This window comes from Streptomyces deserti, assembly GCF_054782695.1.
Genome location: NZ_BAAGRZ010000005.1, coordinates 155,704 through 179,638, shown reverse-complemented (window position 1 = coordinate 179,638; position 23,935 = coordinate 155,704). Strand labels below are relative to the sequence as shown.

Here is a 23,935-nt window from a genome sequence, read left to right as displayed (position 1 = left end):
CCGTGACGGTACGCACGCGAAGGGGCGGTACGGAGTCTCCGTACCGCCCCTTCGCGCTGCACCGCCTCGGGTCATTTCAGCGCCAGCAGCAACGTGTCGGAGGGCGAGCACCACACCGGCCGGACCTCGCCGAACCCCTGCTCGCGCAGCACGCGCGCGTGCCACGCCACCGAGGGCATGTCGCCCTCCGCGTGCTCGCCGTAGATCTCGAAACGGCGGGCGGTCGGCTCCGCCAGCACCGGGTCCTTGGCGGCGAGCTGCCACCACTCGGTCCAGTCGAGAGCGCCGTCCCGCCTGGCCTGTTCCATGCGGGCGTGCCGCTGGGCGCGCTCGGCCGCGTTGATCCGGGGCGTCGTCTCGTCGATCATGTGGTCCGCGTTCATGAAGACACCGCCGTCGCGGACCAGCTCCGCGATCCGGCCGTAGAGAGCCGCGAGGGGTGCACGGTGCAGCCAGTGCAGGGCGGTGGCGGTCAGGACGGCGTCGTACGCGTCGTACGGCAGCTTCGCAGGCCAGTCGGGGTCCTTGAGGTCGGCGGTGACCAGCGTGACCCGCTCGTCGCCCGCGAAGGTGCCCTCGGCGATGGCGAGCAGCGCGGGGTCCAGGTCGACACCGGTGCTGGTGGCCTCGGGGAACCGCTTGAGCAGCCGGGCCGTGATACTGCCCGTGCCGCACGCGAGGTCGAGCACGCGCGGGGCGGTGCCCACCAGGGCCTCCACCATGTCGAGCATGATCCGGAACCGTTCCTCGCGGTCGGGCAGGTACCACTCCTGCTGCCGGTCCCAGCTCTCCTGCCAGGCGTGCCAGTCGGCGGCAGCGGTGGTGTCCGCGTCCGTCATCGAGCCCCTCCCTCGCACCCATACGTAATACCCTGGAAGCGCGATCAGCTGTTACCTGACCGCAGGCACGACCATAGAGCCCCTCCGTAAGGACTACAAGTGGAACTGGCCTATTACTCGGATTACGCCGTACGTCTCGTCAACACCGAGGAACCGGCGCGGGGCAAGGACACCCTGACCTCGATCGAGGCCGTCCGCGACCTCTTCGGGGGCAACCAGTCGGCGGCTCGCCGCGCCACCGAGGCCGACGTGACACGGTTCCGCTCGGTCCGGGCCCGGCTGCGCGCTGTCTTCGAGGCGGCGGACTCGGGCGACGAGACACTCGCCGTGGACCTGCTGAACTCACTCCTGCTGGAGTTCCCGGTGAGCCCGCAGATCTCCGGCCACGACTTCCGGGACGACGACGGCCGCCCGCTGTGGCACATGCACCTGGCGGACCACCCGTCCAACGCGACCGCCGGCTACGCGGCCATCGCGGCGATGGGCCTGGCCTTCCACCTCACCGAGTACGGCGTGGACCGCCTGGGCCTGTGCGAGGCGGCCCCCTGCCGCAACGCCTACCTGGACACGTCCACGAACCGCTCCCGGCGCTACTGCTCGGACCGCTGCGCGACCCGCGCCAACGTGGCGGCCTACCGGGCCCGCAAGCGCCTGGAGGCGGCCCGGCCCGACCTGTCCGAGAAGACGGGCCTGGCCGCCGACAGCGCCCAGCCCAGCAGGGCCAGCGGCGAGCGCCGGCCGGGTTTGCGCGGCCGGTAGCGGAAGCGGACCCGGCCCAGTACCAGGTCGTCGGGGACGATCCCGTAGTCGGTGCTGTCGCCGCCGGCGTACGCGTTGTCGCCGAGCACCCACCAGCCGCCCTCGCGCCGCTCGGCGACCCGTTTGACCACGAGCAGGTCCTGCTGGAAGGGATGCCGCAGGACGATGACGTCACCGGGCCTGATCCGGGCCCCGTAGTGCACCAGCAGCCGGTCCCCGTGGTACAGCGTGGGCACCATGGACGGCCCGGTCACCTCGGCCACCCCGAAGGGCGCGGCGGCCCTCCCCCGCTCCGGCTCCTGCGACAGCTCCGGCCTCACCCGGCACCTCCCGGTCCGATCCTCCACCAGTCCCAGTCTGACCCCGGACTTTTGTCCTAAGCCCATGGGGGCACTCGCGAAAAGCGGTCGCCCAGGGAGTAATGTCCCCCCTGAGAAGACGATCACGAGGAAGGATTGCTTTATGCTGTCCCGCCTGTTCGCCCCCAGGGTCAAGGTCAGCGCGCACTGCGACCTGCCCTGCGGTGTGTACGACCCGGCCCAGGCCCGCATCGAGGCGGAGTCGGTGAAGGCCATCCAGGAGAAGATGGCCGGCAACGACGACCCGCACTTCCAGGCGCGTGCCACCACCATCAAGGAGCAGCGCGCGGAGCTCGCCAAGCACCACGTGTCCGTGCTGTGGAGCGACTACTTCAAGCCGCCGCACTTCGAGAAGTACCCGGAGCTGCACCAGCTGGTCAACGACACCCTGAAGGCGCTGTCCGCCGCCAAGGCGTCGACCGACCCGGCCACCGGCCAGAAGGCGCTGGACTACATCGCCCAGATCGACAAGATCTTCTGGGAGACCAAGAAGGCTTGATCTCGAATCATCCCCGTTGACCTGCAACTTCCTTGGTTGCGGTGTCTCCCGGTCCGCACCCGGTCCGCAGGCCGCCGAACTCGGCGTCCATCGCGGTCCGGGTGCGGTCTTCTTCGCCCCAACCAGCAGAAGAGCAGCGGCATCATGGCGCTCCTGGCCGAATACAGGTGCAGGGCCACACCGGCCCGCCGAGTCGTGGAGGTCTACGACGCCGACGCCTTTCTCGGCGACGACGCCATGGCCGCTGCCGGCAGTCAGGTGGTGGCCGGCAACGGCTATCACCTGTATCTCCGCAGTCTGCAGCCCGACATCGACGTTGAGGTCAGCATTCGCGTCTGGGACATCCCACCGGTCCCACCCACCGATGCCGAGGGCCATGTCCCCGTCAGCATCGAGTCGGACACCGGCATGCTCGTCGTCAACCAACTGGAATACGGCCCCGCGGGGGAAATGACCCTGCCCCGCCCCGGTGTCTACGAAGGCCACGCCTGGTGGGAGAACCGGCAGGCGACGGCCGACTATTACGCGACCACGCTCGATCACCCCACCGACGACACCTTCGAGGACCACCTCACCCGGGCGTGGAACAACTGCCCAGTCACCGAACGCTACGTCTTGGACCTGGCCTGGATCCGCGAACCCGAACCCGTCGACGACGAAGATCTGTAAGGCCTGGGCCAGTCCGCATGGAGGGGCCCGGCGGTCGCCTGCCCGGCGTTCAGTGGAACTGCGGCACGATCAGCCAGATCCCGTAGGCCACCACGGCCGCGCACGCGAGGAAGCACAGCCCGGCCTGCGCGAGGCCCACGGCCGGCGTTCCGCCGTCCTGCTCCCGGGCGCCCTCGAACCGGGCGAGGCCGAGGATCCCGAGCGCGAAGACGACGACCACGGCGACGGTGGCGCCGAGGCTCACCGCGGTGACCTGGCCGAGTGCGGTCCAGTCCAGCTGCATGTCCGGCTCTCTTTCGCTCAGGCGGCCGTGCCGACCTTGGCCGGCGGCTCGGTGCGGAGGGTGACCTCGTGGGTGTCGTTGACGTTGTGCGCGCCCACCGGGTTGCGGCGCGAGACAGCCACGATGCCGGCGGCGAGGGCCGCGCCGACCAGCGCGACGACCGCCGTACCGAGATCGCCGCCGTGCTGGATCACGCTCGCGGCGAGGCCGCCGACCAGCGCGGCGGCGGGCAGGGTGACCAGCCAGGCGATCACCATGCGGCCCGCGACGCCCCAGCGGACCTCCGCCAGGCGCCGGCCGAGCCCCGCGCCGAGGATGCTCCCCGAGGCGACCTGGGTGGTGGACAGGGCGAAGCCGAGGTGGGCGGAGGTGAGGATGACGGTCGTGGAGGCCGTCTCCGCGGCGAAGCCCTGCGGGGACTGGATCTCGGTGAGGCCCTTGCCCATGGTGCGGATGATCCGCCAGCCGCCGAGGTAGGTGCCGAGGCCGATGGCGATCCCCGCGGACGCGATCACCCACACCGGCGGCTCGGCGCCCGCGCCGAGCGCGCCCGCCGAGATCAGGGTCAGGGTGATGACGCCCATGGTCTTCTGCGCGTCGTTCGTGCCGTGGGCCAGGGAGACCAGGGAGGCCGAGGCGATCTGCCCGAGCCGGAAGCCCTTGGTCACCGACTCCTGCCGGGCCCGCTCGGTGAGCCGGTAGGCGAGGTAGGTGGCCACCAGCGCGGCGGCCCCGGCCACGATCGGCGAGGCCACGGCCGGGACCAGCACCTTCTCGACGACCTTGGCGAAGTGGACGCCGTGGCTGCCCGCCCCGACCCACACGGCTCCGATCAGCCCGCCGAACAGGGCGTGCGAGGAGCTCGACGGCAGCCCGAGCAGCCAGGTCAGCAGGTTCCACAGGATCGCCCCGACCAGCCCCGCGAAGATCATCCCCGGTGTGACGAGGGAGTCGTCGACGATGCCGCCGGAGATCGTCTTGGCGACCTCGGTGGACAGGAACGCGCCGACGACGTTGAGGACGGCACTCACCAGGACCGCCGTCCGGGGAACGAGCGCCCCGGTGGCGATGGAGGTCGCCATGGCGTTCGCCGTGTCGTGGAATCCGTTGGTGAAGTCGAAGGCCAGGGCTGTGACGATGACGACCGCCACGAGGAACGTGATGTGGTCCATTGATGAATGCAAACAGGGCGAGGTCAATGGGCGGCGAACCGGTGGCAAAGGCCGGTCCAGGTTCACGCAGGCGGCTGGTAGGAATGCTGTCCATGAGTATTCGCTGGACGTACGCGTTCATGGACCGGCCACATGATCTCTTCGGCGCGGCCTGCGCGTTCTGGACGGCCGTCACGGACACCCGGCTGTCGGAACTGCGGGGCGGGCGGGACGAGTTCGTGACCCTCCTGCCGGAGAGCGGGGCCGACGCCTGCGTGAAGGTCCAGGGAGCCGTCTCGGGCGACGGCGGCGCCCACCTCGATCTCGCCGTGGACGATGTACCGGAGTTCGTCGCCTCGGCCCTGCGACACGGCGCGGGGCTCGTCGCCGAGCAAGACGGGTTGTCCGTGTTGCGCTCACCCGCGGGCCAGTTGTTCTGCGCGGTGCCGTGGCACGGGGAGTCGGTGCGGCCGCCGGTGACGGGCGGCAGCCGGCTGGACCAGGTGTGCCTCGACATCCCGCCGTCCGCCTACGACACCGAAGTCGTCTTCTGGAGCGAGGTGCTGGCCGGCTGGGAGTCGCTGCCCGGCGCGCTCCCGGAGTTCCATGTCGTCAAGCCGCCGCCCGGTCTGCCCGTCCGGGTGCTCCTGCAACGCCTCGCCGAGGAACGCCCCCTCTCCGCGCACCTCGACCTCGCCTGCGCGGACATCTCGGCGACCCGGGCGCGGCACGAGGAGCTCGGCGCCGCGTTCGTGGGCGGCTTCGACAGCTGGACGGTGATGCGCGACCCGGCGGGCGGCACATACTGCCTGACGGGCCGGGACCCGGAGACGGGCGGGCTGCCGCGGGTGTGAGGGCGCGGCCGGCGGCTACCGGATCGTCGCGTATACGCACAGGACGACGGTGTCGTCCTCGGTGGCATCGGCGCTCGGGCAGGGCGTGGCGTCCTCGTCGGGGTCCAGGGGCTCGGGCGTCCGGTCCCACTCCGCCGGTTCCCTTCCGGACCTCGGCGGCTCGGCCGCGTCCTGCAACCAGAGGGAGAGATCGCCCCCGGCGACCACCACGGCCGCCCACGCGCCCACGGCATCCGGGCGGCAGCACAGGAGGAGCAGCGGGAGTGTGTCGTCCTCGGGGGCGCCCGGTCGGCCCCGGGGGCGGGGCCGTGAACGTGTCGCGCGGGCTGAGTCCGCCGCCCGCTCCCCCGCGCTCGCCCTGCCTCCGCCGCGCGCAGGGCGCAGGTCAGCCGCTGCGAAGAGACCCTGATCAGCCAGGCGCGCGGATGGTGGGCACCCCGGCCGAGGGCCACTGCCCCGCCGCCGCGAGCAGCGCCTCCTGCTACGGCGTCCTCGACGTCGGTCGTGCGGTGCGTCGGCGGATCGGACGGCTCAGACGCCGGGACGTCCGATCCGCAGCCGGTCCGGGATTCTCGACACGGCGTTCAGGAATTCTTCGCGGCGGACTTTCCGGACTCCTCGTCGGCCGTGCCGGTCCGGTCGGCCCGGGCGGCCCCGGCTTCCTCAGCCGCCTTGGCGGCCTTGTCTGCCTTGACGGCCTTGGCGTCCTGGTCGTCGTATGCCTCGCACTCGGGGTTGCGGCACGGGCCGGGCACCCACACCGGGACCCACGCGCCCAGCGTCTTGTGGCGCCGGACGACCGTCTCCACTGGCTGTCCGCAGACGGGACAGACGTGCTCATCGCTGCCCATGCCCTCAGGGTAGGCCCGGCGGCGGCTCAGCGCTTCCTGCTGTACGTACGGACGACGGCGCCGTTGCCGAAGCCGCGCACCCGCTCCAGGGTGAACTCCGTGACCGCGAAGCCGGAGCCGAACATCGGCATGCCCGTGCCGTAGACGATCGGGTACGTCTTGATGACGAGCTCGTCGATCTCGCCCAGCAGCTCGCCGGCGAGCTGCGAACCGCCGCACAGATAGATGTCGTACGCGCTGTCCTCCGCCTTCAGCTCGCGAACCTTGCCGACCAGGTCGTCGGAGACGATCTCGACGTTCGGGTCGGGCGACTCCTTCAGGGTGCGTGAGGCGACGTACTCGCGCAGATGGGCGTAGGGGCTGGTGATGCCCTCCTTCAGCGCGAGCTCGTAGCTGGCGCGGCCCTGGATGATCGTGTCGAAACGCTTGTTCGGCAGGTCGTCGAACCCGAAGGCCCGGCGGCCAAGGGTCGGTACGGCCTCCGGGTACTCCTCCCTGAAGAACGCGGAGTACTCCTCGTCGGCGAACGGGTACATGGCCGACGCGTCGCCGCCCGGGTCCCCGATGAAGCCGTCGATGGAGCAGGCGATGAAGTAGGTGAGCTTTCGCAAGCCGGTCTCTTTTCGTAGGCTGTCGGCCGTCCGCGCAACAACTCCAGTTGTAGTACTTCACTTGTAGTGGTCGCAAGGGGATTTCCGGAGACCGGGGAAAGTGGGAGAGGGGATTCCGTATGGCCGGCAACCCTGAGCGCCGGGCCGCGCTCGTCGACGCCGGGGTCGAGGTGCTCGCCCGCGAGGGGGCGCGCGGGCTGACGTTCCGCGCGGTGGACGCGGAGGCCGGGGTGCCCGTGGGCACGGCCTCCAACTACTTCACCGGGCGCGACGATCTGCTGCGCCAGATCGACGCCCGGCTGCACGAGCGGCTCGCGCCCGACCCCGAGGTGATCGCCGGGCTGATGACACGGCCGAAGGACCGCTCCCTGGTCGCCGCCTTCATGCACGACCTGATGACCCGCGCGACCCGCGACCGTACGGGCTATCTGGCCCTGCTGGAGATGCGCCTGGAGGCCAACCGGCGCCCCGATCTGCGGACTTCCTTCACCAAGTCGGTGCGTGCCGACCTGGAGGAGGGCATGGAGTTCCACCGGGCGGCCGGGCTGCCCGGCGGTGACGAGACCGTCGCCGTGCTCTATCTCGCGATGCTCGGGCTGCTGCTGGAGCACCTGACGCTGCCGGGCGTACTGGACGGCGTCCTGCCCGGGGTGAGCGTGCCGGACGGGCTGGTGGAGCGGATCGTGGCGGTGGTGGTGCCGGAGGCCTGACAGCGGCTGCCCGCTGGGCCCTGTCGTCAAACTCCCGTCGTCCGCCCGGAGGGCGGGCTCCGCGGCGTCAGGTGCGTGCTCTCGGCGTGCCGGGACTTGGCCCACGTACTGGATGTACTTGGGCCGGGGCCCGGTGCGGCGAGAGTGCGTGCATGGCGTCGCGGAGCAGGCGGGAGTTCGACGACAGGGCCTAGGAGGCCGTGCGGCCCCGGGGTTCGCGCCACATCGGCCACATCCGCGGGCCGTCCGGCAGTTCGAGAGGGGTGCCGGCGAGTTCGAAGCCGAGCCGCTCGTACAGCTTGCGGCTGCGGGCGTTGCTCGCCTCCAGGTAGGCGGGCAGCCCCTCGCGGTCGCAGCGGTCGAGGACCGACTCGATGAGCGCGGTGCCGAGGCCCTCACCCTGGCGCTGCGGGGCCACGGCGATCATCCACAGGTACTCGTGGGCGCGTCCGGCGGGGTGGACGCCGGCCGTCAGGCTGCCGATCAGCTCCACGCGCTCGTTGCCGGGGTCGACGGTCTCGCGCACCCGGGCGGGACCGTCGTCGGCCTCGTCCTCGTCGTGGTCCTCCGCCGGCACGGACAGCCACAGTGCGCAGGCCGAACCGTCCTCGGTGACGTCGACGCGGCCGTCGGCGAGCACGATGTCGGTGAAGGCGCCCATGAGTTTCGGATGGGTCGTACGGCGGTGCTCCTCGCCGGGGAAGACCCAGCAGCTGACCGGGTCGTTGTGGAAGGCCGCGTCCAGCAGCCGGACGACCAGCTCCCGGTCGTCCTCACCCGCCGTCCGGATCGCCACACCCATGTCCCCGCCCCTTCGTCCGTCTCAACCGGCTTTGATCGTAAGGCCGTTGAAGCCTATCCGGCGGCTGCGCCAAGAGGCTCGGCGGGATACCGCCGATACGGAGGAGGGAAACGGAAGGCGGAAAACGGGAGGCGGGTACCGAGGGGGGAGAAACAGGGCGGGCCCCGCACACCGTGGGGCAGTGCGGGACCCGCCGGGCCGGAGCCCCGGTGGCCGCGCGGGGTCAGGAGCCGCACGGCCCCGGGGGCTCCGGGATCGGCCAGACCCCGGGGGCTCCGGAGTCTGGCCGGTGCTCAGGTGCTGCGCCGGGTCACGAACTCGGCCAGGGCCAGCAGGCCGCCCGCCGCCTCCGGGTCGGGCACCGCGCGGGCCAATTGCTGCATCGCCCGGGCCATCCGGTCGGCCGCCTGGCCCTGGGCCCAGTCCCGGCCGCCCGCCCGCTCCACGGTCAGGGCCATGTACTCCAGGTCCTCCTTCTCACCAGAGGCTTCGTACAGCGCGGCGAGTTCCGCCGCGGCCGGGGTGCCGGAGACGAGCGCGGCGACCACCGGCAGGGACTTCTTGCGGGCGGCCAGGTCCGCGCCGGCCGGCTTGCCGGTGCGGCGCGGGTCACCCCATATGCCGATGACGTCGTCGATGAGCTGGAAGGCGAGCCCGGCCTCCCGGCCGAACGCGTCCAGCGCCGTCACGTCCGCCTCCTCGGCGCCCGCGTACAGCGCGCCGGTCGCGCAGGCGCAGCCCAGCAGCGCACCCGTCTTGGCCTCGGCCATGGCGAGCGTCTGGTCGAGGGTGACCTCACCGGGGCGGCACCGTTCCATGGCGGTGTCCGCGTGCTGCCCGGCGCACAGTTCGACGACACAGTCGGCGAGCCGGGCGGCGGCGGCCCGGGCGGCCGGGTGCGGGTCCTCGGCGAGGAGCCGCAGGGCCAGCGCCTGGAGGGCGTCCCCCGCGAGGATCGCGTCGGCGTCGCCGAACACGGTCCACGCCGTGGGCCGGTGGCGCCGGGTGGTGTCCCGGTCCATCACGTCGTCGTGCAGCAACGTGAAGTTGTGGACGAGTTCCACCGCGGCGGCCGCCCGTACGGCCGCCTCCCGGGCCTCGGGTCCGCCGAGGGCGGCGGACGCGGCGAGGACGAGCGCCGGGCGGATCGCCTTGCCCGAACTGCCGCCCTCCGCCGGGGTGCCGTCCGCGTGCTCCCAGCCGAAGTGGTACAGCGCGACCCGGCGCATCGGCCCGGGCAGCGACCCCAGCGCGTCCCGCAGCACCGGGTCGACCGCCGCCCGGGCCCGCGCCAGGAGCAGCTCCGCCTCGTGCCCGTCGGTCGGCCCCGGCCGGCTGTCCCGCTGCCTCCCGATGGGCCTCCGCCTTTCCAGCGCCCCGGCCGGCCGGCGGATCTCGGCGCCGGGCTGCCGGGGCTGCGTAGTGAACTCCGTCAGGGACTCACCCATGGGACCACCTCGGAGAAGGAGCGGACCGTGGCGCTCGTGCCGCCGCCGGGTGCGTACCCCCAGGGTGTACCCGCCCCGGCGGGCGGGGATGCGGCGCACCCGCCGGGAGCGTCACCGCCAGCGGCCGATCTCGACGTTCTCCAGGACACCGAGCGCGTCCGGTACCAGGACCGCGGCCGAGTAGTAGGTCGTGACCAGGTACTTGATGATGGCCTGTTCGTTGATGCCCATGAAGCGCACCGACAGGCTCGGCTCGATCTCGTCCGGGATCCCGGCGGCCCGCAGACCGATGACGCCCTGGTCCTCCTCGCCGGTACGCATCGCGATGATCGAGGACGTTCGGGCGTCCGTCACCGGGATCTTGTTGCACGGGAAGATCGGCACACCGCGCCAGGTGGGGATGCGGTTGCCGCCGATGTCGATGGTCTCGGGCACGAGTCCGCGCTTGTTGAGCTCGCGGCCGAAGGCGGCGATCGCGCGCGGGTGGGCGAGGAACAGCTTGGTGCCGCGGCGCCTGCTGAGCAGCTCGTCCATGTCGTCGGGGCCGGGCACGCCGTCGTGCGGCTGGATCCGCTGGTCGTACTCGCAGTTGTGCAGCAGACCGAAGTCGCGGTTGTTGATGAGCTCGTGCTCCTGGCGCTCCTTCAGCGCCTCGACCGTCAGCCGGATCTGCTGCTCGGTCTGGTTCATGGGCTGGTTGTAGAGGTCGGCCACGCGCGTGTGGATGCGCAACACGGTCTGGGCCACGCTCAGTTCGTACTCACGGGGCCTCGCCTCGTAGTCGACGAAGGTGTGCGGGATGTCCGGCTCGCCGGAGTGGCCCGCCGCGAGGTCGATCTCCTTCTCGCCGTACTTGTTGGTGGGCTGCTCGGGGGCCGAGCGGCGCTGTTCGAGCTGCTCGCGCAGGGAGTCGGAGCGCTCCGCGACCTGCTCGACGTGGTCGCGGGACAGCACGAGCACCGTGCAGGCGGTGAGCGCGCGGGCCGTGTACTCCCAGATGGCGTCCTCGTCGAGGAGCGCCCGGTCGCCGAAGTAGGCGCCGTCGGCGAGGACTCCGAGGGACTCGTCGTCCCCGTAGGGTCCCGTGCCGATCTTCTCCACCCTGCCGTGCGCCAGCAGATACACCTCGTCGTTCTGGCTGCCGAACGAGGCGATCAGCTCCCCCGGGGCGAACCAGCGCTGCTCGCAGCGCCGGGCCAGTTCCGAGAGCACCTCCTCGTCCTCGTACGACCGCAGCGCCGGCAGCTCCCCCAGCTCGCCGGGGATGATCTCGACGCGGTCGCCGGTCTTCACGAACGTCATCCGTCCGTCGCCCACGGCGTACGTCAGCCGTCGGTTCACCCGGTACGTACCGCCCTGGATGTCCACCCAGGGCAGCATGCGCAGCAGCCAGCGCGAGCTGATCTCCTGCATCTGCGGCACGGACTTGGTCGTGGTGGCCAGGTTCCGCGCGGCCTCCGTGCCGAGGCTCTGCTGCGGCCTGGCCTCCTCCGTGCGGACCTCTTCGCCTACCGACATAGAGAATTGCCCTCCCAGTCATGCCCCGCGCCATCTGCGTCGGGCATCGATGTGCACGCACAAGCCTTTCTCACGCGGCGTGCTCGTGCTATTACCCGAAAGGGCGGGAATGGATCTTCGACGGGTTGGGCACACATGGGCATCCCGTCCGGCCGCGTCCGCGCGTACGGGCCTCGTGCGGACCTTGTCCGGATCGCATCGCACACGGCCCGAACGAGTAGTTCAAGGGGCTCCGATTCGGTACAAGCAGCGGTACGAGGCGGCTGCGACGGGCGGCCGCGCAGTACGAAGGAGGCGGTCATGGCCTCACCCATGTCCGCGAACGCATTCCTGAAGGCGCTGAGGGCGGAGGACCTCACCGTCGTCGAGGTCGGCGACTGGCGTAATCACAACCGCAACCACAAGGGACCGTGGGGCCCGGTCCACGGCGTGATGATCCACCACACCGTGACCAAGGGCAGCGCCCGGACCGTGGAGATCTGCCGCAAGGGCTACGCGGACCTGCCCGGGCCGCTGTGCCACGGGGTCATCACCAAGGACGGCAGAGTCCACCTCGTCGGCTACGGCCGCGCCAACCACGCCGGGCTCGGTGACGACGACGTGCTGCGCGCGGTGATCGCGGAGAAGCGGCTGCCGTCCGACAACGAGAAGAACACCGACGGCAACCGGCACTTCTACGGCTTAGAGTGCGAGAACCTGGGCGACGGCCTGGACCCTTGGCCCGCGGTCCAGCTGGAGGCGATCGAGAGAGCGGCCGCCGCGGTCTGCCGCCACCACGGCTGGACGGAGCGGTCGGTGATCGGGCACCTGGAGTGGCAGCCGGGAAAGGTCGACCCGCGCGGGTTCACGATGGCGGCGATGCGGGAGCGGATCCGCGACCGGCTGAGGTGACCGGTCGGCCTGGCCGGTCGCGTGACCGGCTGAAGTGACCGGTTGTTCGACAATGGGGCCGTGACCAGCCTGGACGCCCTCCGCCCCCGCCTGCCCTCCCCGCTGCAGGAGGTGCGGGACGACCGCTTCGAGCGGCGCGGGGTCCGCCTGCTGCTGAAGCGGGACGACCTGATCCACCCGGAGCTGATCGGCAACAAGTGGCGCAAGCTGGCGCCCAACCTCTCGGCGGCCGCCGGGCGCCCGGTCGTCACCTTCGGCGGCGCGTACTCCGACCATTTGCGCGCCACGGCCGCCGCCGGCCGCCTCCTCGGCCTGCCCACGATCGGCGTGGTGCGTGGTGAGGAGCTGGCGGACCGCCCCCTGAACCCCTCCCTGGCCCGCTGCGTCGCCGACGGCATGCGGCTGCACTTCGTCGACCGGGCGACGTACCGCAGGAAGGCGGAGCCGCAGACCCGGGCGGTGGTACTGCGGGCGGCGGGCGCGGAGGACGCGTACGTCGTGCCCGAGGGCGGCAGCAATGCGCCGGCTGTACGGGGATGCCGTGCGCTTGGTGAGGAGTTGCGCGGGCGCGCGGATGTCGTCGCTGTCCCCTGCGGAACGGGTGGGACGTTGGCGGGGCTGGCAGCCGGACTGGGGCCGGGGCAGCGGGTCTTGGGTGTACCGGTACTCAAAGGGGGCTTCCTGGAGGCCGAGATACGCCGGCTCCAAGAGGCCGCCTTCGGCGGACCGCGCGGTGCGTGGGCCCTCGACGAACGGTTCCACTTCGGCGGGTACGGCCGTACGACGCCCGAACTCCATTCCTTCGCCGAGGACTTCGAGGCTCGGCATGGGCTGGGGGTCGAACGTCTCTATGTGGCCAAGATGTTGTTCGGGCTTGTGGCCCTGGTGGAGGAAGGGGCGTTCGCGAAGGGGGCGACGGTGGCTGCCGTGATCACCGGAGCGCCCTTTACCGGGTGATCAGCGGGTCTTGCGGCCGAACTTGCGCTTGGGCTTGTTCTTGGCAAGGAGCTTCTGGGCCTTGAACTTCTTGCCCATGGCTGTGTACGCGGCGGCGAGTGAGCGGGTCGTGAGCAGCGTGTCGGGGTGGTCGTCGCCCAGGACGCGGCGCTGGCGGCTCAGGGTGTCTTCCAGAAGTTGGGCGGCCTGCGCATGGGCACGGAGTCCGCCCAAGGTGACGGCGAGGCCGTGGGCAGACCTGAGCGTGCCTTGATGATCGTCGCCGAGAATGCGGCGCCGACGCTCCAGCGTGTCCTCGAGCAGGGGGCGCGACTCGCTGAAGCGGCCCAACACACGCAGATCCGCGGCGAGGTTGTGGGCGGACATGAGCGTGTCGGGATGATCGTCGCCGAGAATGCGGCGCCGACGCTCGAGCGTGTCCTCATGCAAGGCGCGTGACTCGCTGAAGCGGCCCAACGCATGCAGATTGGTGGCAAGGTTGTGGGCGGACGTGAGCGCGTCGGGATGATCGTCGCCGAACAGTCGGCGCAGACGCTCCAGCGTGTTCTCGTCCAGTCGACGCGCCTCCTCGTGCGCACCCATTTCGTACAGCACGGCGGCCAAACCGTGTGCAGCATCCAACGTGTCGGGATGCTCGTCGCCGAGTACACGACGACTGCGCTCCAGAGTTCCCTCGGCCAGTCTGCGCGCCGCCGCAGCCTCACCGAGCCTCGCCAGGACATTCGCCACGGTGATGGATGTTCTCAAGGTGGTGGGGTGGTCATCCCCGAGCACACCGCGGCAGCGTGCGAGGGCGTCCTCACCTACGGTGCGGGCCCTGGTGAGTTCCCCCACCGCCATCAGTCCAGCGGCCAGGTTGTGAGCGGAAAGCAGGGTGTCCGGGTGATCCTCCCCGAGCTTGCGGCAGCGGCGCGCCAGAATGTCCTCCTGAATACGCAACGATTCCGCGAATTGGCCGAGCCGACCGAGAATCGCCCCGAGATCGTTCGCGGAGTGAAGCGTGTCGGGGTGGTCGTCCCCGAGAATGCGGCGGCGGCGCGCAAGAGCGTCCTCGATGATGGGCCAGGCACCCAGAACATCACCACAGTCGGATGTCGCATGGCCGAGATACTGCATGCACGTCAGGACATCGGGATGGTCGGGCCCCAGCTGACCGGTCCACTCCTCGCGCAAAACGGAGGCAAGCTCCACGGCGTTCCTGGGCCGGCCGCTGCGAATGAGAAAGTGCACCGCACCCACCAGCGTCCTCCGCAGCTCAGGAAGACCGGCGAGGTCGAGATGCGGCGCCGTCAGGTGGGACGCAAGGCTTGCCCAGACAGGCCAGTTGGCCGGATTCTGCGGTTCCCCCGGCGTCACCCCGGCCAGCACAGCCGCCACGTCGTCATGGATCGCCCGCACCCGCCCCGGCTCCGTATGGTCCCGCAACACCGCCTGAGTCAGCCGATGCACCTGGAACGCCTCATGGTCGATCCGGGCCAGCCCGAAGCGGCTCAGCTGCTTCAGCGCGGCCTGGGCCCACATCAGGTCGTCGGGATCGCCGGGCAGCGTCCCCAGGCGCGGACGCGCATCCTCCAGCCAGGCCGTGGGGATCGGTTCCGGCCCCAGGAACGCCGCCAGCCGCAGCAGCGCCACCGCTTCGGGGTGGTCGTCGCCCAGGCGCTCCGTGGCGATGGTGACGCTGGCCGCCAGCGGGGCCGGATAGCCCGGCGCCTCCCCTTCCTGCAGGATCCGTGCCGTGCTGTCGCTCAGCAGCCGCCGGTACCGCTCGACCGTCATGCCGTTGCCGATGACCCCGGCCGCCTGCGCGAGGGCCAGCGGAAGATCCCCCAGGTCCTTCGCCAGCACCTCCGCCTGCTCCAGGGCGATGCCGTGCTCGCCGAGGTAGGCGAGGGAGTCGGCCCGGGTGAACACGTCGAGGCCCATCGTGCGGGCGGTGCCCCGCCAGTTGGGATTGCGGGAGGTGATCAGCACGTGGCCGGGGCCCTCCGGCAGCCAGCGCTCCAGCTGCTCCGGCTCCTCCGCGTTGTCGAGGATGATCAGCCACCGGGACCGGGTGCGCAGGTGCTGCAGCAGCGTACGGGCGTTGTGCTCGGCGCTCGCCTCGGCGCTCGCGAGGCCGAGGCGGTCGGCCAGCTCGGTGTAGTGGACCGGGAGCTGGTCCGTCTGCTCCGCGTCGATCCACCACACCAGGTCGTACTGGCCCGCGAAGCGGTGGGCGTACTCCAGCGCGATCTGGGTCTTGCCGATGCCGCCCATGCCGTGCAGCGCGTACACCACACTGTGCCGGCCGGCGAGCAGGTTCTCCCGGAGGGAGACGATCACCGCCTCGCGGCCCGAGAAGTCGGCGTTCCGCCGTCGTACGTTCCACATCTCGGGCCGCTCGGTCGTTCCGGGCAGCCGGGGCCCCTCGTCGCCGGGCACCGGCGGCGCCGTGGGCGCGTCCCCCGGGAACGGTGGCGGGGCGTCCGGGCGTACCCCGCCGTTCACCGCCTTCCGCAGGGCCGCCAGCGCGGCCGGCTCGGCCAGCCCGTGGAGGTCCGTGCGCACCTTGGCGGCGAGCAGGGGTGGCAGGTCGGTGTTGGCGAGGGGTTCCAGCGCGAGCGGGATGATGTGGTCCCGGCGGGCGAGGGTGGCGGTCCGCTCCTCGGCCGTCCACCGCCCGGGTTCGAAGTACGACGTGGACAGCAGCGCGACGACCGCGTCCGCCTCGGCCAGCCCCTGGTCCATGCGCGCCACGAAGTCGTCGCCCGCGCGCCAGTCCCACACGTCGAGCAGGGCACGGTGACCCGCCTGTTCGAGATGCCAGGCCACCCACTCCGCCCAGGGGCGGTCCGGGCCCGCGTAACTGATGAAGAACCGTTGTGCGGCGTCGGCCACCGGACCCCCCGAGCTACCAAGTCTCTTGCGTAACAGGTCAATGATCCCCCGTCGGGCGCCCCCACGGACCCGAACGTCTCGCACCCGATCGCCTCGCACCCGATCGCCTCGGACTCGACCGTCTCGGAGTCGATCGCCTCGGGCCCGAACGCCTCACCCGGCCTCCCGGTACGCCGCCGCCTCCTCCAGGTCCAGCCTGCGCAGCAGGGTGCGCAGCATCTCGTCGTCGATGTAGCGGGCGTCCCGGAGCTTGACGAACACCTCGCGTTCCGCGCTGATCACCTCGCGCGACAGCCGCCGGTAGGTGTCGTCGACGGTTTCCCCGGTGACTGGGTTGGCCTGGCCGAGGCGTTCCCAGACGGCGTTGCGGCGGCGTTCCACGACGGTGCGCAGGCGGTCGGCGAGCGGGGAGGGGAGGGCGTTGCGCTCGTCGGAGAGGAGCTCGTCCAGGCGCTGCTCGGCGGCCCGGGAGGCCTGGGCCTGGGCGTTGGCCTCCGCGAGCGTCTCGGTCTGGGTGTCGTGCGCGGGGAACTTCAGCAGGCGGATCAGCGGGGGCAGGGTGAGGCCCTGCACGACCAGCGTGCCGATGACCGTCGTGAAGGTCAGGAAGAGGAGCAGGTTGCGCTGGGGAAACGGCTCGTCGCCGTCGTGCAGGGTGAGCGGGATCGAGAAGGCGATGGCCAGGGAGACCACGCCGCGCATCCCGGCCCAGCCGATGACGAACGGTCCCTTCCAGGTCGGGTTCGCCTCGCGTGCCCTGATCCTGGCCGAGACCATCCGCGGCAGGAAGGTCGCCGGGTACACCCACACGAACCGGGCCGCGACGACCACCAGGAACACGGCCAGCGCGTACCAGGCGGCGTCGGCGCCCTCGTACTCCCCGAGACCCCTGAGGACGATCGGCAGTTGCAGTCCGATCAGCGCGAACACGGCTGATTCCAGGACAAAGGCGACCATCTTCCACACGGCCCCCTCCTGGAGGCGGGTGGCGAAGTCGACCTCCCACGCGCGGTGTCCGAGGTACAGGGCGACGACCACGACCGCGAGGACGCCGGAGGCGTGCACCTGCTCGGCGACGGCGTACGCGGCGAACGGGATCAGCAGCGAAAGCGTGTTCTGCAGCAGGGCTTCCTTGACGTGCGTGCGCAGCCAGTGGAGCGGCACCATGAGCACCAGCCCGACCCCGACCCCGCCGATCGCCGCGATCAGGAACTCGGCGACTCCCCCGGCCCAGGTGGCGCCCTCGCCGACCGCGGCCGCCAGGGCCACCTTGTAGGCGGTGATCGCGGTGGCGTCGTTGAACAGGGACTCGCCCTGCAGGATCGTCGTGACCCGCGACGGCAGCCCGAGCCGGCGCGCCACGGCCGTCGCCGCGACCGCGTCCGGCGGCGCCACCACCGCGCCGAACACCAGCGCCGCGGTCAGCGGCAGGTCCGGCACGATCACGTACAGCGCCCAGCCGACGGCGAAGGTCGCGAACAGCACGTACCCCACCGACAGCAGTGCGACGGGCCGAAGTTGCGCGCGCAGGTCGAGGTAGGAGCTGTCGGTGGCCGCCGTGTACAGCAGCGGAGGCAGCAGGAGCGGCAGGACGATGTGCGGGTCGAGGGTGTAGTCGGGCACCCCGGGGACGTAGCTGATCACCAGGCCCGCCGCGACCAGCAGCAGCGGCGCCGGCACCGGGGTGCGTCGCGCCGCCGCGGCGATCGCGGCACTGCCCGCTGCCAGCAACAGCAGCGGCATCACATCCATCGCCCTCGCCCGCCCCTCTTTTTCCGCGCGGCCATCCGCACGCCCGTCGTAACCTGGCAATCATGAAACAGTGCACGCACGCCGAGGCGCTGCCGCATCCGGAACCCGAGCCGCTCAGCGAGAGCTGTCCGGAGTGTCTGCGGGACGGCACGGACCCGGTGCAGCTGCGGCTCTGCCTCAGCTGCGGTCGCGTCGGCTGCTGCGACTCCTCGCCGGGACGGCACGCCACGGAGCACCACAAGGAATCCGGTCACCCGGTGATGCGGACCTTCGAGCCCGGTGAGACCTGGCGCTGGTGCTTCGTCGACCACGTCCTCGTGTGACGCCGTGCGACCCTGGTTCCGGACGAACCGTGCGACCCTGGATCCGGACGGCGGTGCGACCCTGGATCCGGACGGCGGTGCGACCCTGGATCCGGACGGTTCGACGGCCTGACGTCTGGGTACGTCAACCCGGCGCCCCCTCTTCCCATTTGGTCTCGCAGACCCCCTAGACACGGAGCGTGTCCGGAGTTTTACTGTGAGTGACGACAAGGGGTCGGGGTCCCGGGGACAGGAACGCTGAGAGCGCGATAGCGTCACCGCTGAACCACGTATCGCGTTACCCCGGGGGCGACCCCCGGCCCTGAAACGCTTGTACCACCATGGAGGTGAGGGTGTCCCAGATCGCAGGCGAGCCCGCGACCCAGGACTTCGTCGAAGTCCGGCTGCCGGCCGCGGGTGCCTACCTGTCGGTGCTGCGTACGGCCACGGCCGGCCTCGCGGCCCGTTTGGACTTCACCCTCGACGAGATCGAGGACCTGCGCATCGCGGTGGACGAGGCCTGCGCGATCCTGCTCCAGCAGGCCGTGCCCGGCTCGGTGCTCAGCTGCGTCTTCCGGCTCGTCGACGACTCACTCGAGGTCACCGTCTCGGCGCCGACCACGGATGGTCACGCCCCCTCGCGGGACACCTTCGCCTGGACCGTCCTGTCCGCCCTGGCGGGCAAGGTCTCCTCCGCCGTGGACGAGGACAAAACCGTTTCGATCAGCCTCTACAAGCAGCGCGGCGCGGGACCCGGGCCGGCGTGAGGAACGGGGACGGGCCGGTGCGGGACGAAGAGCGCGGCACACGGGAGCTGCCGGCAGACGGCACGGGCGCGAGCGCGAGCGCAAGCGGCCCGGGCGGATCCCGGCACATGGCGGACGGCATCGACGGCATCCCCGAGCAGGCCCGGCCGCATCCGGAGGACGACCCCACACAGGCCGTCCCGGGCGGCGGGCAGCGGAATCGGACGGACGCCGTGCGCAACGCGCCTCCGGGAGGGCGTACCGAGGTCTCCCCCGTCCAGGGGGGTCCCCCCACTCACGCGCAGCCGAGGGTGGCGGAGGAGGCGAGGGCTCGGGGAAGGGCGACGGGCGGGACGATGAGCGAGCACGAGCGACACTCCGAGGACGAGGCGCTGAGGGCGCACAGTGCGCAGAACACGTCGCACGGCCCTCAGGACCGCAGCGAGGCACGCGCCATGTTCCTCAAGCTGCGCCAGCTGGAGCAGGGCAGCCCGGAGTACGCGGAGCTGCGCAACCAGCTGGTCCGTATGCACCTGCCGCTCGTCGAGCACCTCGCGCGCCGCTTCCGCAACCGCGGCGAGCCGCTGGACGACCTCACCCAGGTCGCCACCATCGGGCTGATCAAGTCCGTCGACCGCTTCGACCCGGACCGCGGCGTGGAGTTCTCGACGTACGCGACCCCGACGGTCGTCGGCGAGATCAAGCGGCACTTCCGCGACAAGGGCTGGGCGGTACGGGTGCCCAGGCGCCTGCAGGAGCTGCGCCTGTCGCTGACGACGGCCACGGCGGAGCTCTCGCAGCTGCACGGCCGCTCCCCCACGGTCCACGAACTCGCCGAGAAGCTCGCCATCTCGGAGGAGGAGGTCCTGGAGGGCCTGGAGTCCGCCAACGCGTACTCCACGCTGTCCCTGGACGTCCCCGACACCGACGACGAGTCCCCGGCGGTCGCGGACACCCTCGGCGCCGAGGACGAGGCGCTGGAGGGCGTGGAGTACCGGGAGTCGCTCAAGCCCCTGCTGGAGGACCTGCCGCCGCGCGAGAAGCGGATCCTGCTGCTGCGGTTCTTCGGCAACATGACCCAGTCGCAGATCGCGCAGGAGGTCGGCATCTCGCAGATGCACGTCTCGCGGCTGCTGGCCCGGACGCTGGCCCAGCTGCGGGAGAAGCTGCTGGTCGAGGAGTGACCCCTCCGGTAACCCCCAGAGGCTACTTCTGCGCGTTGCCGGGTCCTCGGATCCCGAGGGCCCGGGTCGTCTCGCCGTTGATGAGCAGGACGAGCGCCGTGACGGCCACGACGGCGAGCCCGATCCCCGCCGGGATCGAGATGCTGTCGGCCCGCAGCAGGTTGTAGGCCACCGGCAGCGCCATGAGCTGCGTGATGACGGCCGGGCCGCGGCTCCAGCTGCGGCGGGCCAGCAGCCCGCGCGCGGCGAGCAGCGGCAGCAGCGCCAGCACGATCAGTGTGATGCCCCCGGTCACGGCCTGCTGCCGGTCGTCCGGATGACCCGTGACACCGAGGACGAGCATCCACACCCCGCCGGCCACCAGCGCGAGCCCCTCCAGGGCGGCGAGTGCCGCCGCGTACGTCAGGCGCCGCGGGCGGGGGCCGGTGGTGTCCGGGGTGGCGGGGGTCTGCTCACTGCTCACTCCTGCAGGGTAGCCCTCCCCCCGTACGCTCCCCGTGTCGAGGTTCACCCCGTGATCTCTTACCGGATCCCTACCTCGCCCTGTGCCCGGTACCGCCCAGTAGGTACTCTGCAACCCATGCGTGCACTTCTCGTGGTCAATCCGGCGGCAACCACCACAAGTGCGCGCACGCGCGACGTTTTGATCCACGCGCTGGCGAGCGAGATGAAGCTCGAGGCGGTCACCACCGAGTACCGCGGCCACGCCCGCGACCTTGGCCGGCACGCGGCGGACAGCGCGGACATCGACCTGGTGGTGGCCCTCGGCGGCGACGGCACGGTCAACGAGGTGGTCAACGGTCTGCTGCACGCCGGCCCCGACCCGGAACGCCTGCCCCGTCTCGCCGTGGTCCCCGGCGGCTCCACCAACGTCTTCGCCCGCGCCCTGGGCCTGCCCAACGACGCCGTGGAGGCCACCGGCGCCCTGCTGGACGCCCTGCGCGAGGGCGGCGAACGCACCGTCGGCCTGGGCCTCGCCGCCGGAACACCGGGCTCCGAGGACGAGGCGGTCCCCGCCCGCTGGTTCACCTTCAACGCGGGCCTCGGCTTCGACGCCGGCGTGGTCGGCCGCGTCGAGCAGCACCGCGAGCGCGGCAAGAAGTCCACACACGCTCTTTACATACGCCAGGTGGTACGCCAGCTCCTCGGCGAACCGAACCGCCGGCACGGCACGATCACGCTGGAGCAGCCGGGCGAGGAACCGGCCACCGATCTGGTGCTCTCCATAGTCTCGAACACCTCTCCGTGGACGTTTCTGGGCAATCGCCCGATCTACGCGTCACCTAAGGCCTCGTTCGATACCGGCCTCGATCTCTTCGGCCTCAGCCGCCTGTCCACGGCCGCGGTTGCCCGGTATGGCACCCAGTTGCTCACTTCGTCCCCCGAGCGCGGACCCCATGGCAAGCACGCGGTCTCGCTGCACGACATGGACCAGTTCACCTTGCATTCGAAGGTGCCGCTACCCCTCCAGATGGACGGTGACCACCTGGGGCTGCGTACGAGCGTGACGTTCACAGGCGTACGCCGTGCACTGCGTGTGATTGTGTGAGCAGAAGGGGCCAAAGTCCTTTCACTCGAACGTTTAGGCCAGGATCCACCCCATGGAAGTACGGCTGTGACCTAGTCGACACCGAAGAATCAAAAAAAACTTTCCGGAAGGGGTTGTATCCGCCGCTGAGGTTTGCGAGTCTCTACGTGGCGATCGGGACGGCCCGCAACACCGGCCTCCACAGATCACCGGAACCCCTCTTCAAATCACAGGACCACGCCGGGTTACCCGGTGGTCGGCCCTTCACTTGTTGAGGGATTCGTGAAAGCGTTCACATTCACAAGCAAGCCCTGCACGTAATACCAAGGAGAGGTAGCAGCCATGGACTGGCGTCACAACGCCGTTTGCCGCGAGGAAGACCCCGAGCTCTTCTTCCCCATCGGCAACACCGGTCCTGCGCTGCTGCAGATCGAGGAAGCCAAGGCCGTCTGCCGTCGCTGCCCGGTGATCGAGCAGTGTCTGCAGTGGGCGCTCGAGTCCGGCCAGGACTCCGGCGTCTGGGGTGGTCTCAGCGAGGACGAGCGCCGCGCCATGAAGCGTCGCGCCGCCCGCAACCGGGCCCGTCAGGCCTCCGCCTGACAACCCACCCCTGCTGACAGCCTGAGCTTGGCGGCGCGTACAGCGAGTACGCATCTCCCGCCCCCGAGCCGCAGCGCGCAGTTCCCCCGATGCGCTTAACAGCAGCAACGAGCTTTAAGCCCCGGGCCACTTGGTGGCCCGGGGCTCAATGCTTTGCACGGCCCGCCCGCAGCAGGCCGTCTCCTACTTCTGCGCCCGCACCGGGATGTCCAGGATCACCCGGGTCCCCCGCTCCGGCGCCGGGACCATGTCGAAGGTGCCGCCCAACTCGCCCTCGACGAGGGTCCGTACGATCTGCAGGCCGAGGTTGCCCGCGGTCTGCGGGTCGAAGCCCTCCGGCAGTCCGACGCCGTCGTCCTGGACGGTGACCAGCAGGCGGGCCTCCTTGGTCGTGCCGCCGCGCACCGCCGACACCTCGACCGTGCCGGTGTCGCCCTCGCGGAAGCCGTGCTCCAGGGCGTTCTGCAGGATCTCGGTGAGCACCATGGACAGCGGGGTGGCGACCTCGGCGTCGAGTATGCCGAAGCGGCCGCTGCGCCGGCCGGTGACCTTGCCCGGGGAGATCTCGGCGACCATGGCGAGGACGCGGTCGGCGATCTCGTCGAACTCCACGCGCTCGTCCAGGTTCTGGGAGAGCGTCTCGTGCACGATCGCAATCGACCCGACCCGCCGCACGGCCTCTTCGAGGGCCTCGCGGCCGCGGTCGGACTCGATGCGCCGGGCCTGGAGGCGGAGCAGGGCGGCCACCGTCTGGAGGTTGTTCTTGACGCGGTGGTGGATCTCCCGGATGGTCGCGTCCTTGGTGATCAACTCGCGTTCACGGCGCCGGAGTTCGGTGACGTCCCGGAGCAGGACCAGCGAACCGATGCGGGTGCCCTTGGGCTTGAGCGGGATCGCCCGGAACTGGATGACGCCGTCGTGGGCCTCGATCTCGAACTCGCGCGGCGCCCAGCCGCTGGCGACCTTGGCGAGCGCCTCGTCCACCGGCCTGCGGGACGGGGCGAGTTCGGCGGTGGTCTGGCCCAGGTGCTGGCCGACCAGGTCGGAGGCGAGGCCCATGCGGTGATAGGCGGACAGCGCGTTCGGGGAGGCGTACTGGACGATGCCGTCCGCGTCGAGGCGGATCAGGCCGTCGCCGACGCGCGGCGCGGCGTCCATGTCCTTCTGCTGGTTCGCGAACGGGAAGGAACCGGCCGCGATCATCTGCGCGAGGTCCGAGGCGCTCTGCAGGTAGGTGAGCTCCAGGCGGCTCGGGGTGCGCACGGTGAGCAGGTTGGTGTTGCGCGCGATGACGCCGAGGACGCGCCCCTCACGCCGTACGGGGATCGACTCGACCCGGACCGGGACCTCCTCGCGCCACTCCGGGTCGCCCTCGCGCACGATCCGGCCCTCGTCCAGGGCGGCGTCCAGCAGGGGGCGGCGGCCGCGCGGGACGAGGTGGCCGACCATGTCGTCCTGGTAGGAGGTCGGGCCGGTGTTGGGGCGCATCTGGGCGACCGAGACGTACCGGGTGCCGTCGCGGGTGGGGACCCACAGGACCAGGTCGGCGAAGGAGAGGTCGGAGAGCAGCTGCCACTCCGAGACCAGCAGGTGGAGCCACTCGAGGTCGGTGTCGTCGAGGGCGGTGTGCTGGCGTACGAGTTCGTTCATGGAGGGCACGTCAGCGAGCGTACCTGGGGGTTTGTACGGCCCTGAAATGTACGGGAGTGGACGGCCCCGGAGACACCCGCGGGCCGCGGCGCCTG

At 71.0% G+C, this 23,935-nt stretch carries 25 protein-coding genes and 1 pseudogene; 12 read left to right on the top strand and 14 right to left on the bottom strand.

Annotation, left to right across the window (positions count from 1 at the left end; translation table 11 throughout):
- Window positions 1-71: 71 nt before the first annotated feature.
- On the bottom strand, window positions 72-839 hold the full coding sequence (locus tag ACYVMZ_RS12900) for a class I SAM-dependent methyltransferase (RefSeq protein WP_461078851.1): 768 nt from the start codon (window positions 837-839) through the stop codon (window positions 72-74).
- 99 nt (window positions 840-938) lie between these two features.
- On the opposite strand from ACYVMZ_RS12900, the gene ACYVMZ_RS12895 reads away from it, so the two are divergent.
- A complete protein-coding gene (locus ACYVMZ_RS12895) occupies window positions 939-1,598 on the top strand; it encodes a CGNR zinc finger domain-containing protein (RefSeq protein ID WP_461078849.1) in 660 nt (219 codons plus the stop codon).
- A gap of 17 nt (window positions 1,599-1,615) precedes the next feature.
- On the opposite strand, the pseudogene sodX reads toward ACYVMZ_RS12895, so the two are convergent.
- Window positions 1,616-1,984, bottom strand: a pseudogene (sodX, locus tag ACYVMZ_RS12890) (nickel-type superoxide dismutase maturation protease); the annotation flags it as partial.
- Between the two features lie 76 nt (window positions 1,985-2,060).
- Here sodX and sodN point away from each other — a divergent pair.
- Entirely contained in the window at window positions 2,061-2,456 is a 396-nt protein-coding gene (sodN, locus tag ACYVMZ_RS12885) for a superoxide dismutase, Ni (RefSeq protein ID WP_461078847.1), read from the top strand.
- A 195-nt stretch (window positions 2,457-2,651) separates the two neighbouring features.
- Window positions 2,652-3,125 carry a hypothetical protein gene (locus ACYVMZ_RS12880; RefSeq protein ID WP_461078845.1) on the top strand — a complete coding sequence of 158 codons (474 nt, stop codon included), beginning with the start codon at window positions 2,652-2,654 and terminating at the stop codon, window positions 3,123-3,125.
- 49 nt (window positions 3,126-3,174) lie between these two features.
- Here the strand turns inward: ACYVMZ_RS12880 and ACYVMZ_RS12875 are convergent, their stop codons facing one another.
- A complete protein-coding gene (locus ACYVMZ_RS12875) occupies window positions 3,175-3,408 on the bottom strand; it encodes a hypothetical protein (RefSeq protein ID WP_461078843.1) in 234 nt (77 codons plus the stop codon).
- 17 nt (window positions 3,409-3,425) lie between these two features.
- On the bottom strand, window positions 3,426-4,580 hold the full coding sequence (locus ACYVMZ_RS12870) for an inorganic phosphate transporter (protein WP_461078841.1): 1,155 nt from the start codon (window positions 4,578-4,580) through the stop codon (window positions 3,426-3,428).
- 92 nt (window positions 4,581-4,672) lie between these two features.
- Between ACYVMZ_RS12870 and ACYVMZ_RS12865 the strand changes: the two genes are divergently transcribed.
- Window positions 4,673-5,413 (top strand): VOC family protein, encoded by a 741-nt coding sequence (locus tag ACYVMZ_RS12865; RefSeq protein ID WP_461078839.1) that lies wholly within the window; start codon window positions 4,673-4,675, stop codon window positions 5,411-5,413.
- A 15-nt stretch (window positions 5,414-5,428) separates the two neighbouring features.
- Here the strand turns inward: ACYVMZ_RS12865 and ACYVMZ_RS12860 are convergent, their stop codons facing one another.
- The 3 genes from ACYVMZ_RS12860 to ACYVMZ_RS12850 all read right to left on the bottom strand — a co-directional run bounded on the left by ACYVMZ_RS12860 (window position 5,429) and on the right by ACYVMZ_RS12850 (window position 6,875).
- Entirely contained in the window at window positions 5,429-5,641 is a 213-nt protein-coding gene (locus ACYVMZ_RS12860) for a hypothetical protein (protein WP_461078837.1), read from the bottom strand.
- 356 nt (window positions 5,642-5,997) lie between these two features.
- On the bottom strand, window positions 5,998-6,264 hold the full coding sequence (locus ACYVMZ_RS12855; protein ID WP_461078835.1) for a hypothetical protein: 267 nt from the start codon (window positions 6,262-6,264) through the stop codon (window positions 5,998-6,000).
- Between the two features lie 26 nt (window positions 6,265-6,290).
- Window positions 6,291-6,875 carry a dihydrofolate reductase family protein gene (locus tag ACYVMZ_RS12850; protein ID WP_461078833.1) on the bottom strand — a complete coding sequence of 195 codons (585 nt, stop codon included), beginning with the start codon at window positions 6,873-6,875 and terminating at the stop codon, window positions 6,291-6,293.
- Window positions 6,876-6,994: 119 nt separating this feature from the next.
- Here ACYVMZ_RS12850 and ACYVMZ_RS12845 point away from each other — a divergent pair, with 119 nt between their 5' ends.
- The gene (locus ACYVMZ_RS12845; RefSeq protein WP_461078831.1) at window positions 6,995-7,585 is read left to right on the top strand and encodes a TetR/AcrR family transcriptional regulator; all 591 of its coding nucleotides are present in this window, start codon (window positions 6,995-6,997) and stop codon (window positions 7,583-7,585) included.
- A gap of 190 nt (window positions 7,586-7,775) precedes the next feature.
- Here ACYVMZ_RS12845 and ACYVMZ_RS12840 read toward each other — a convergent pair whose 3' ends face one another.
- From ACYVMZ_RS12840 to ACYVMZ_RS12830, 3 genes are all read right to left on the bottom strand, one after another.
- Complete coding sequence (locus ACYVMZ_RS12840; protein WP_461078829.1) at window positions 7,776-8,387, bottom strand: GNAT family N-acetyltransferase; 612 nt, start codon at window positions 8,385-8,387, stop codon at window positions 7,776-7,778.
- Between the two features lie 293 nt (window positions 8,388-8,680).
- Entirely contained in the window at window positions 8,681-9,835 is a 1,155-nt protein-coding gene (locus ACYVMZ_RS12835; protein WP_461078827.1) for a family 2 encapsulin nanocompartment cargo protein polyprenyl transferase, read from the bottom strand.
- Between the two features lie 111 nt (window positions 9,836-9,946).
- Entirely contained in the window at window positions 9,947-11,353 is a 1,407-nt protein-coding gene (locus ACYVMZ_RS12830; protein WP_461078825.1) for a family 2B encapsulin nanocompartment shell protein, read from the bottom strand.
- A 300-nt stretch (window positions 11,354-11,653) separates the two neighbouring features.
- Here ACYVMZ_RS12830 and ACYVMZ_RS12825 point away from each other — a divergent pair, with 300 nt between their 5' ends.
- Both ACYVMZ_RS12825 and ACYVMZ_RS12820 read left to right on the top strand, forming a co-directional pair.
- Window positions 11,654-12,244, top strand: a complete 591-nt coding sequence (locus ACYVMZ_RS12825; protein WP_461078823.1) for an N-acetylmuramoyl-L-alanine amidase — start codon at window positions 11,654-11,656, stop codon at window positions 12,242-12,244.
- Between the two features lie 60 nt (window positions 12,245-12,304).
- Window positions 12,305-13,201 (top strand): 1-aminocyclopropane-1-carboxylate deaminase/D-cysteine desulfhydrase, encoded by an 897-nt coding sequence (locus tag ACYVMZ_RS12820; protein WP_461078821.1) that lies wholly within the window; start codon window positions 12,305-12,307, stop codon window positions 13,199-13,201.
- Here the strand turns inward: ACYVMZ_RS12820 and fxsT are convergent, their stop codons facing one another.
- Entirely contained in the window at window positions 13,202-16,078 is a 2,877-nt protein-coding gene (gene fxsT, locus ACYVMZ_RS12815) for an FxSxx-COOH system tetratricopeptide repeat protein (protein ID WP_461078819.1), read from the bottom strand.
- A 153-nt stretch (window positions 16,079-16,231) separates the two neighbouring features.
- Window positions 16,232-17,830 carry a Na+/H+ antiporter gene (locus ACYVMZ_RS12810; protein ID WP_461078817.1) on the bottom strand — a complete coding sequence of 533 codons (1,599 nt, stop codon included), beginning with the start codon at window positions 17,828-17,830 and terminating at the stop codon, window positions 16,232-16,234.
- Window positions 17,831-17,892: 62 nt separating this feature from the next.
- Here ACYVMZ_RS12810 and ACYVMZ_RS12805 point away from each other — a divergent pair, with 62 nt between their 5' ends.
- From ACYVMZ_RS12805 to ACYVMZ_RS12795, 3 genes are all read left to right on the top strand, one after another.
- Complete coding sequence (locus tag ACYVMZ_RS12805; RefSeq protein WP_461078815.1) at window positions 17,893-18,153, top strand: UBP-type zinc finger domain-containing protein; 261 nt, start codon at window positions 17,893-17,895, stop codon at window positions 18,151-18,153.
- A gap of 332 nt (window positions 18,154-18,485) precedes the next feature.
- Window positions 18,486-18,899: an ATP-binding protein gene (locus ACYVMZ_RS12800; protein ID WP_004925829.1), complete on the top strand. Its 414-nt coding sequence runs from the start codon at window positions 18,486-18,488 to the stop codon at window positions 18,897-18,899.
- Between the two features lie 17 nt (window positions 18,900-18,916).
- The gene (locus tag ACYVMZ_RS12795) at window positions 18,917-20,062 is read left to right on the top strand and encodes a SigB/SigF/SigG family RNA polymerase sigma factor (RefSeq protein WP_461078813.1); all 1,146 of its coding nucleotides are present in this window, start codon (window positions 18,917-18,919) and stop codon (window positions 20,060-20,062) included.
- Window positions 20,063-20,084: 22 nt separating this feature from the next.
- Here ACYVMZ_RS12795 and ACYVMZ_RS12790 read toward each other — a convergent pair whose 3' ends face one another.
- Complete coding sequence (locus ACYVMZ_RS12790) at window positions 20,085-20,525, bottom strand: hypothetical protein (RefSeq protein ID WP_461078811.1); 441 nt, start codon at window positions 20,523-20,525, stop codon at window positions 20,085-20,087.
- Window positions 20,526-20,642: 117 nt separating this feature from the next.
- On the opposite strand from ACYVMZ_RS12790, the gene ACYVMZ_RS12785 reads away from it, so the two are divergent.
- A complete protein-coding gene (locus ACYVMZ_RS12785; RefSeq protein ID WP_461078809.1) occupies window positions 20,643-21,611 on the top strand; it encodes a diacylglycerol/lipid kinase family protein in 969 nt (322 codons plus the stop codon).
- 321 nt (window positions 21,612-21,932) lie between these two features.
- Window positions 21,933-22,190, top strand: coding sequence for a WhiB family transcriptional regulator (locus ACYVMZ_RS12780; protein WP_003992873.1), 258 nt, complete (start codon window positions 21,933-21,935; stop codon window positions 22,188-22,190).
- A gap of 183 nt (window positions 22,191-22,373) precedes the next feature.
- On the opposite strand, the gene ACYVMZ_RS12775 is transcribed toward ACYVMZ_RS12780, so the two are convergent.
- On the bottom strand, window positions 22,374-23,840 hold the full coding sequence (locus tag ACYVMZ_RS12775) for a sensor histidine kinase (protein ID WP_461079112.1): 1,467 nt from the start codon (window positions 23,838-23,840) through the stop codon (window positions 22,374-22,376).
- Window positions 23,841-23,935: the final 95 nt, after the last annotated feature.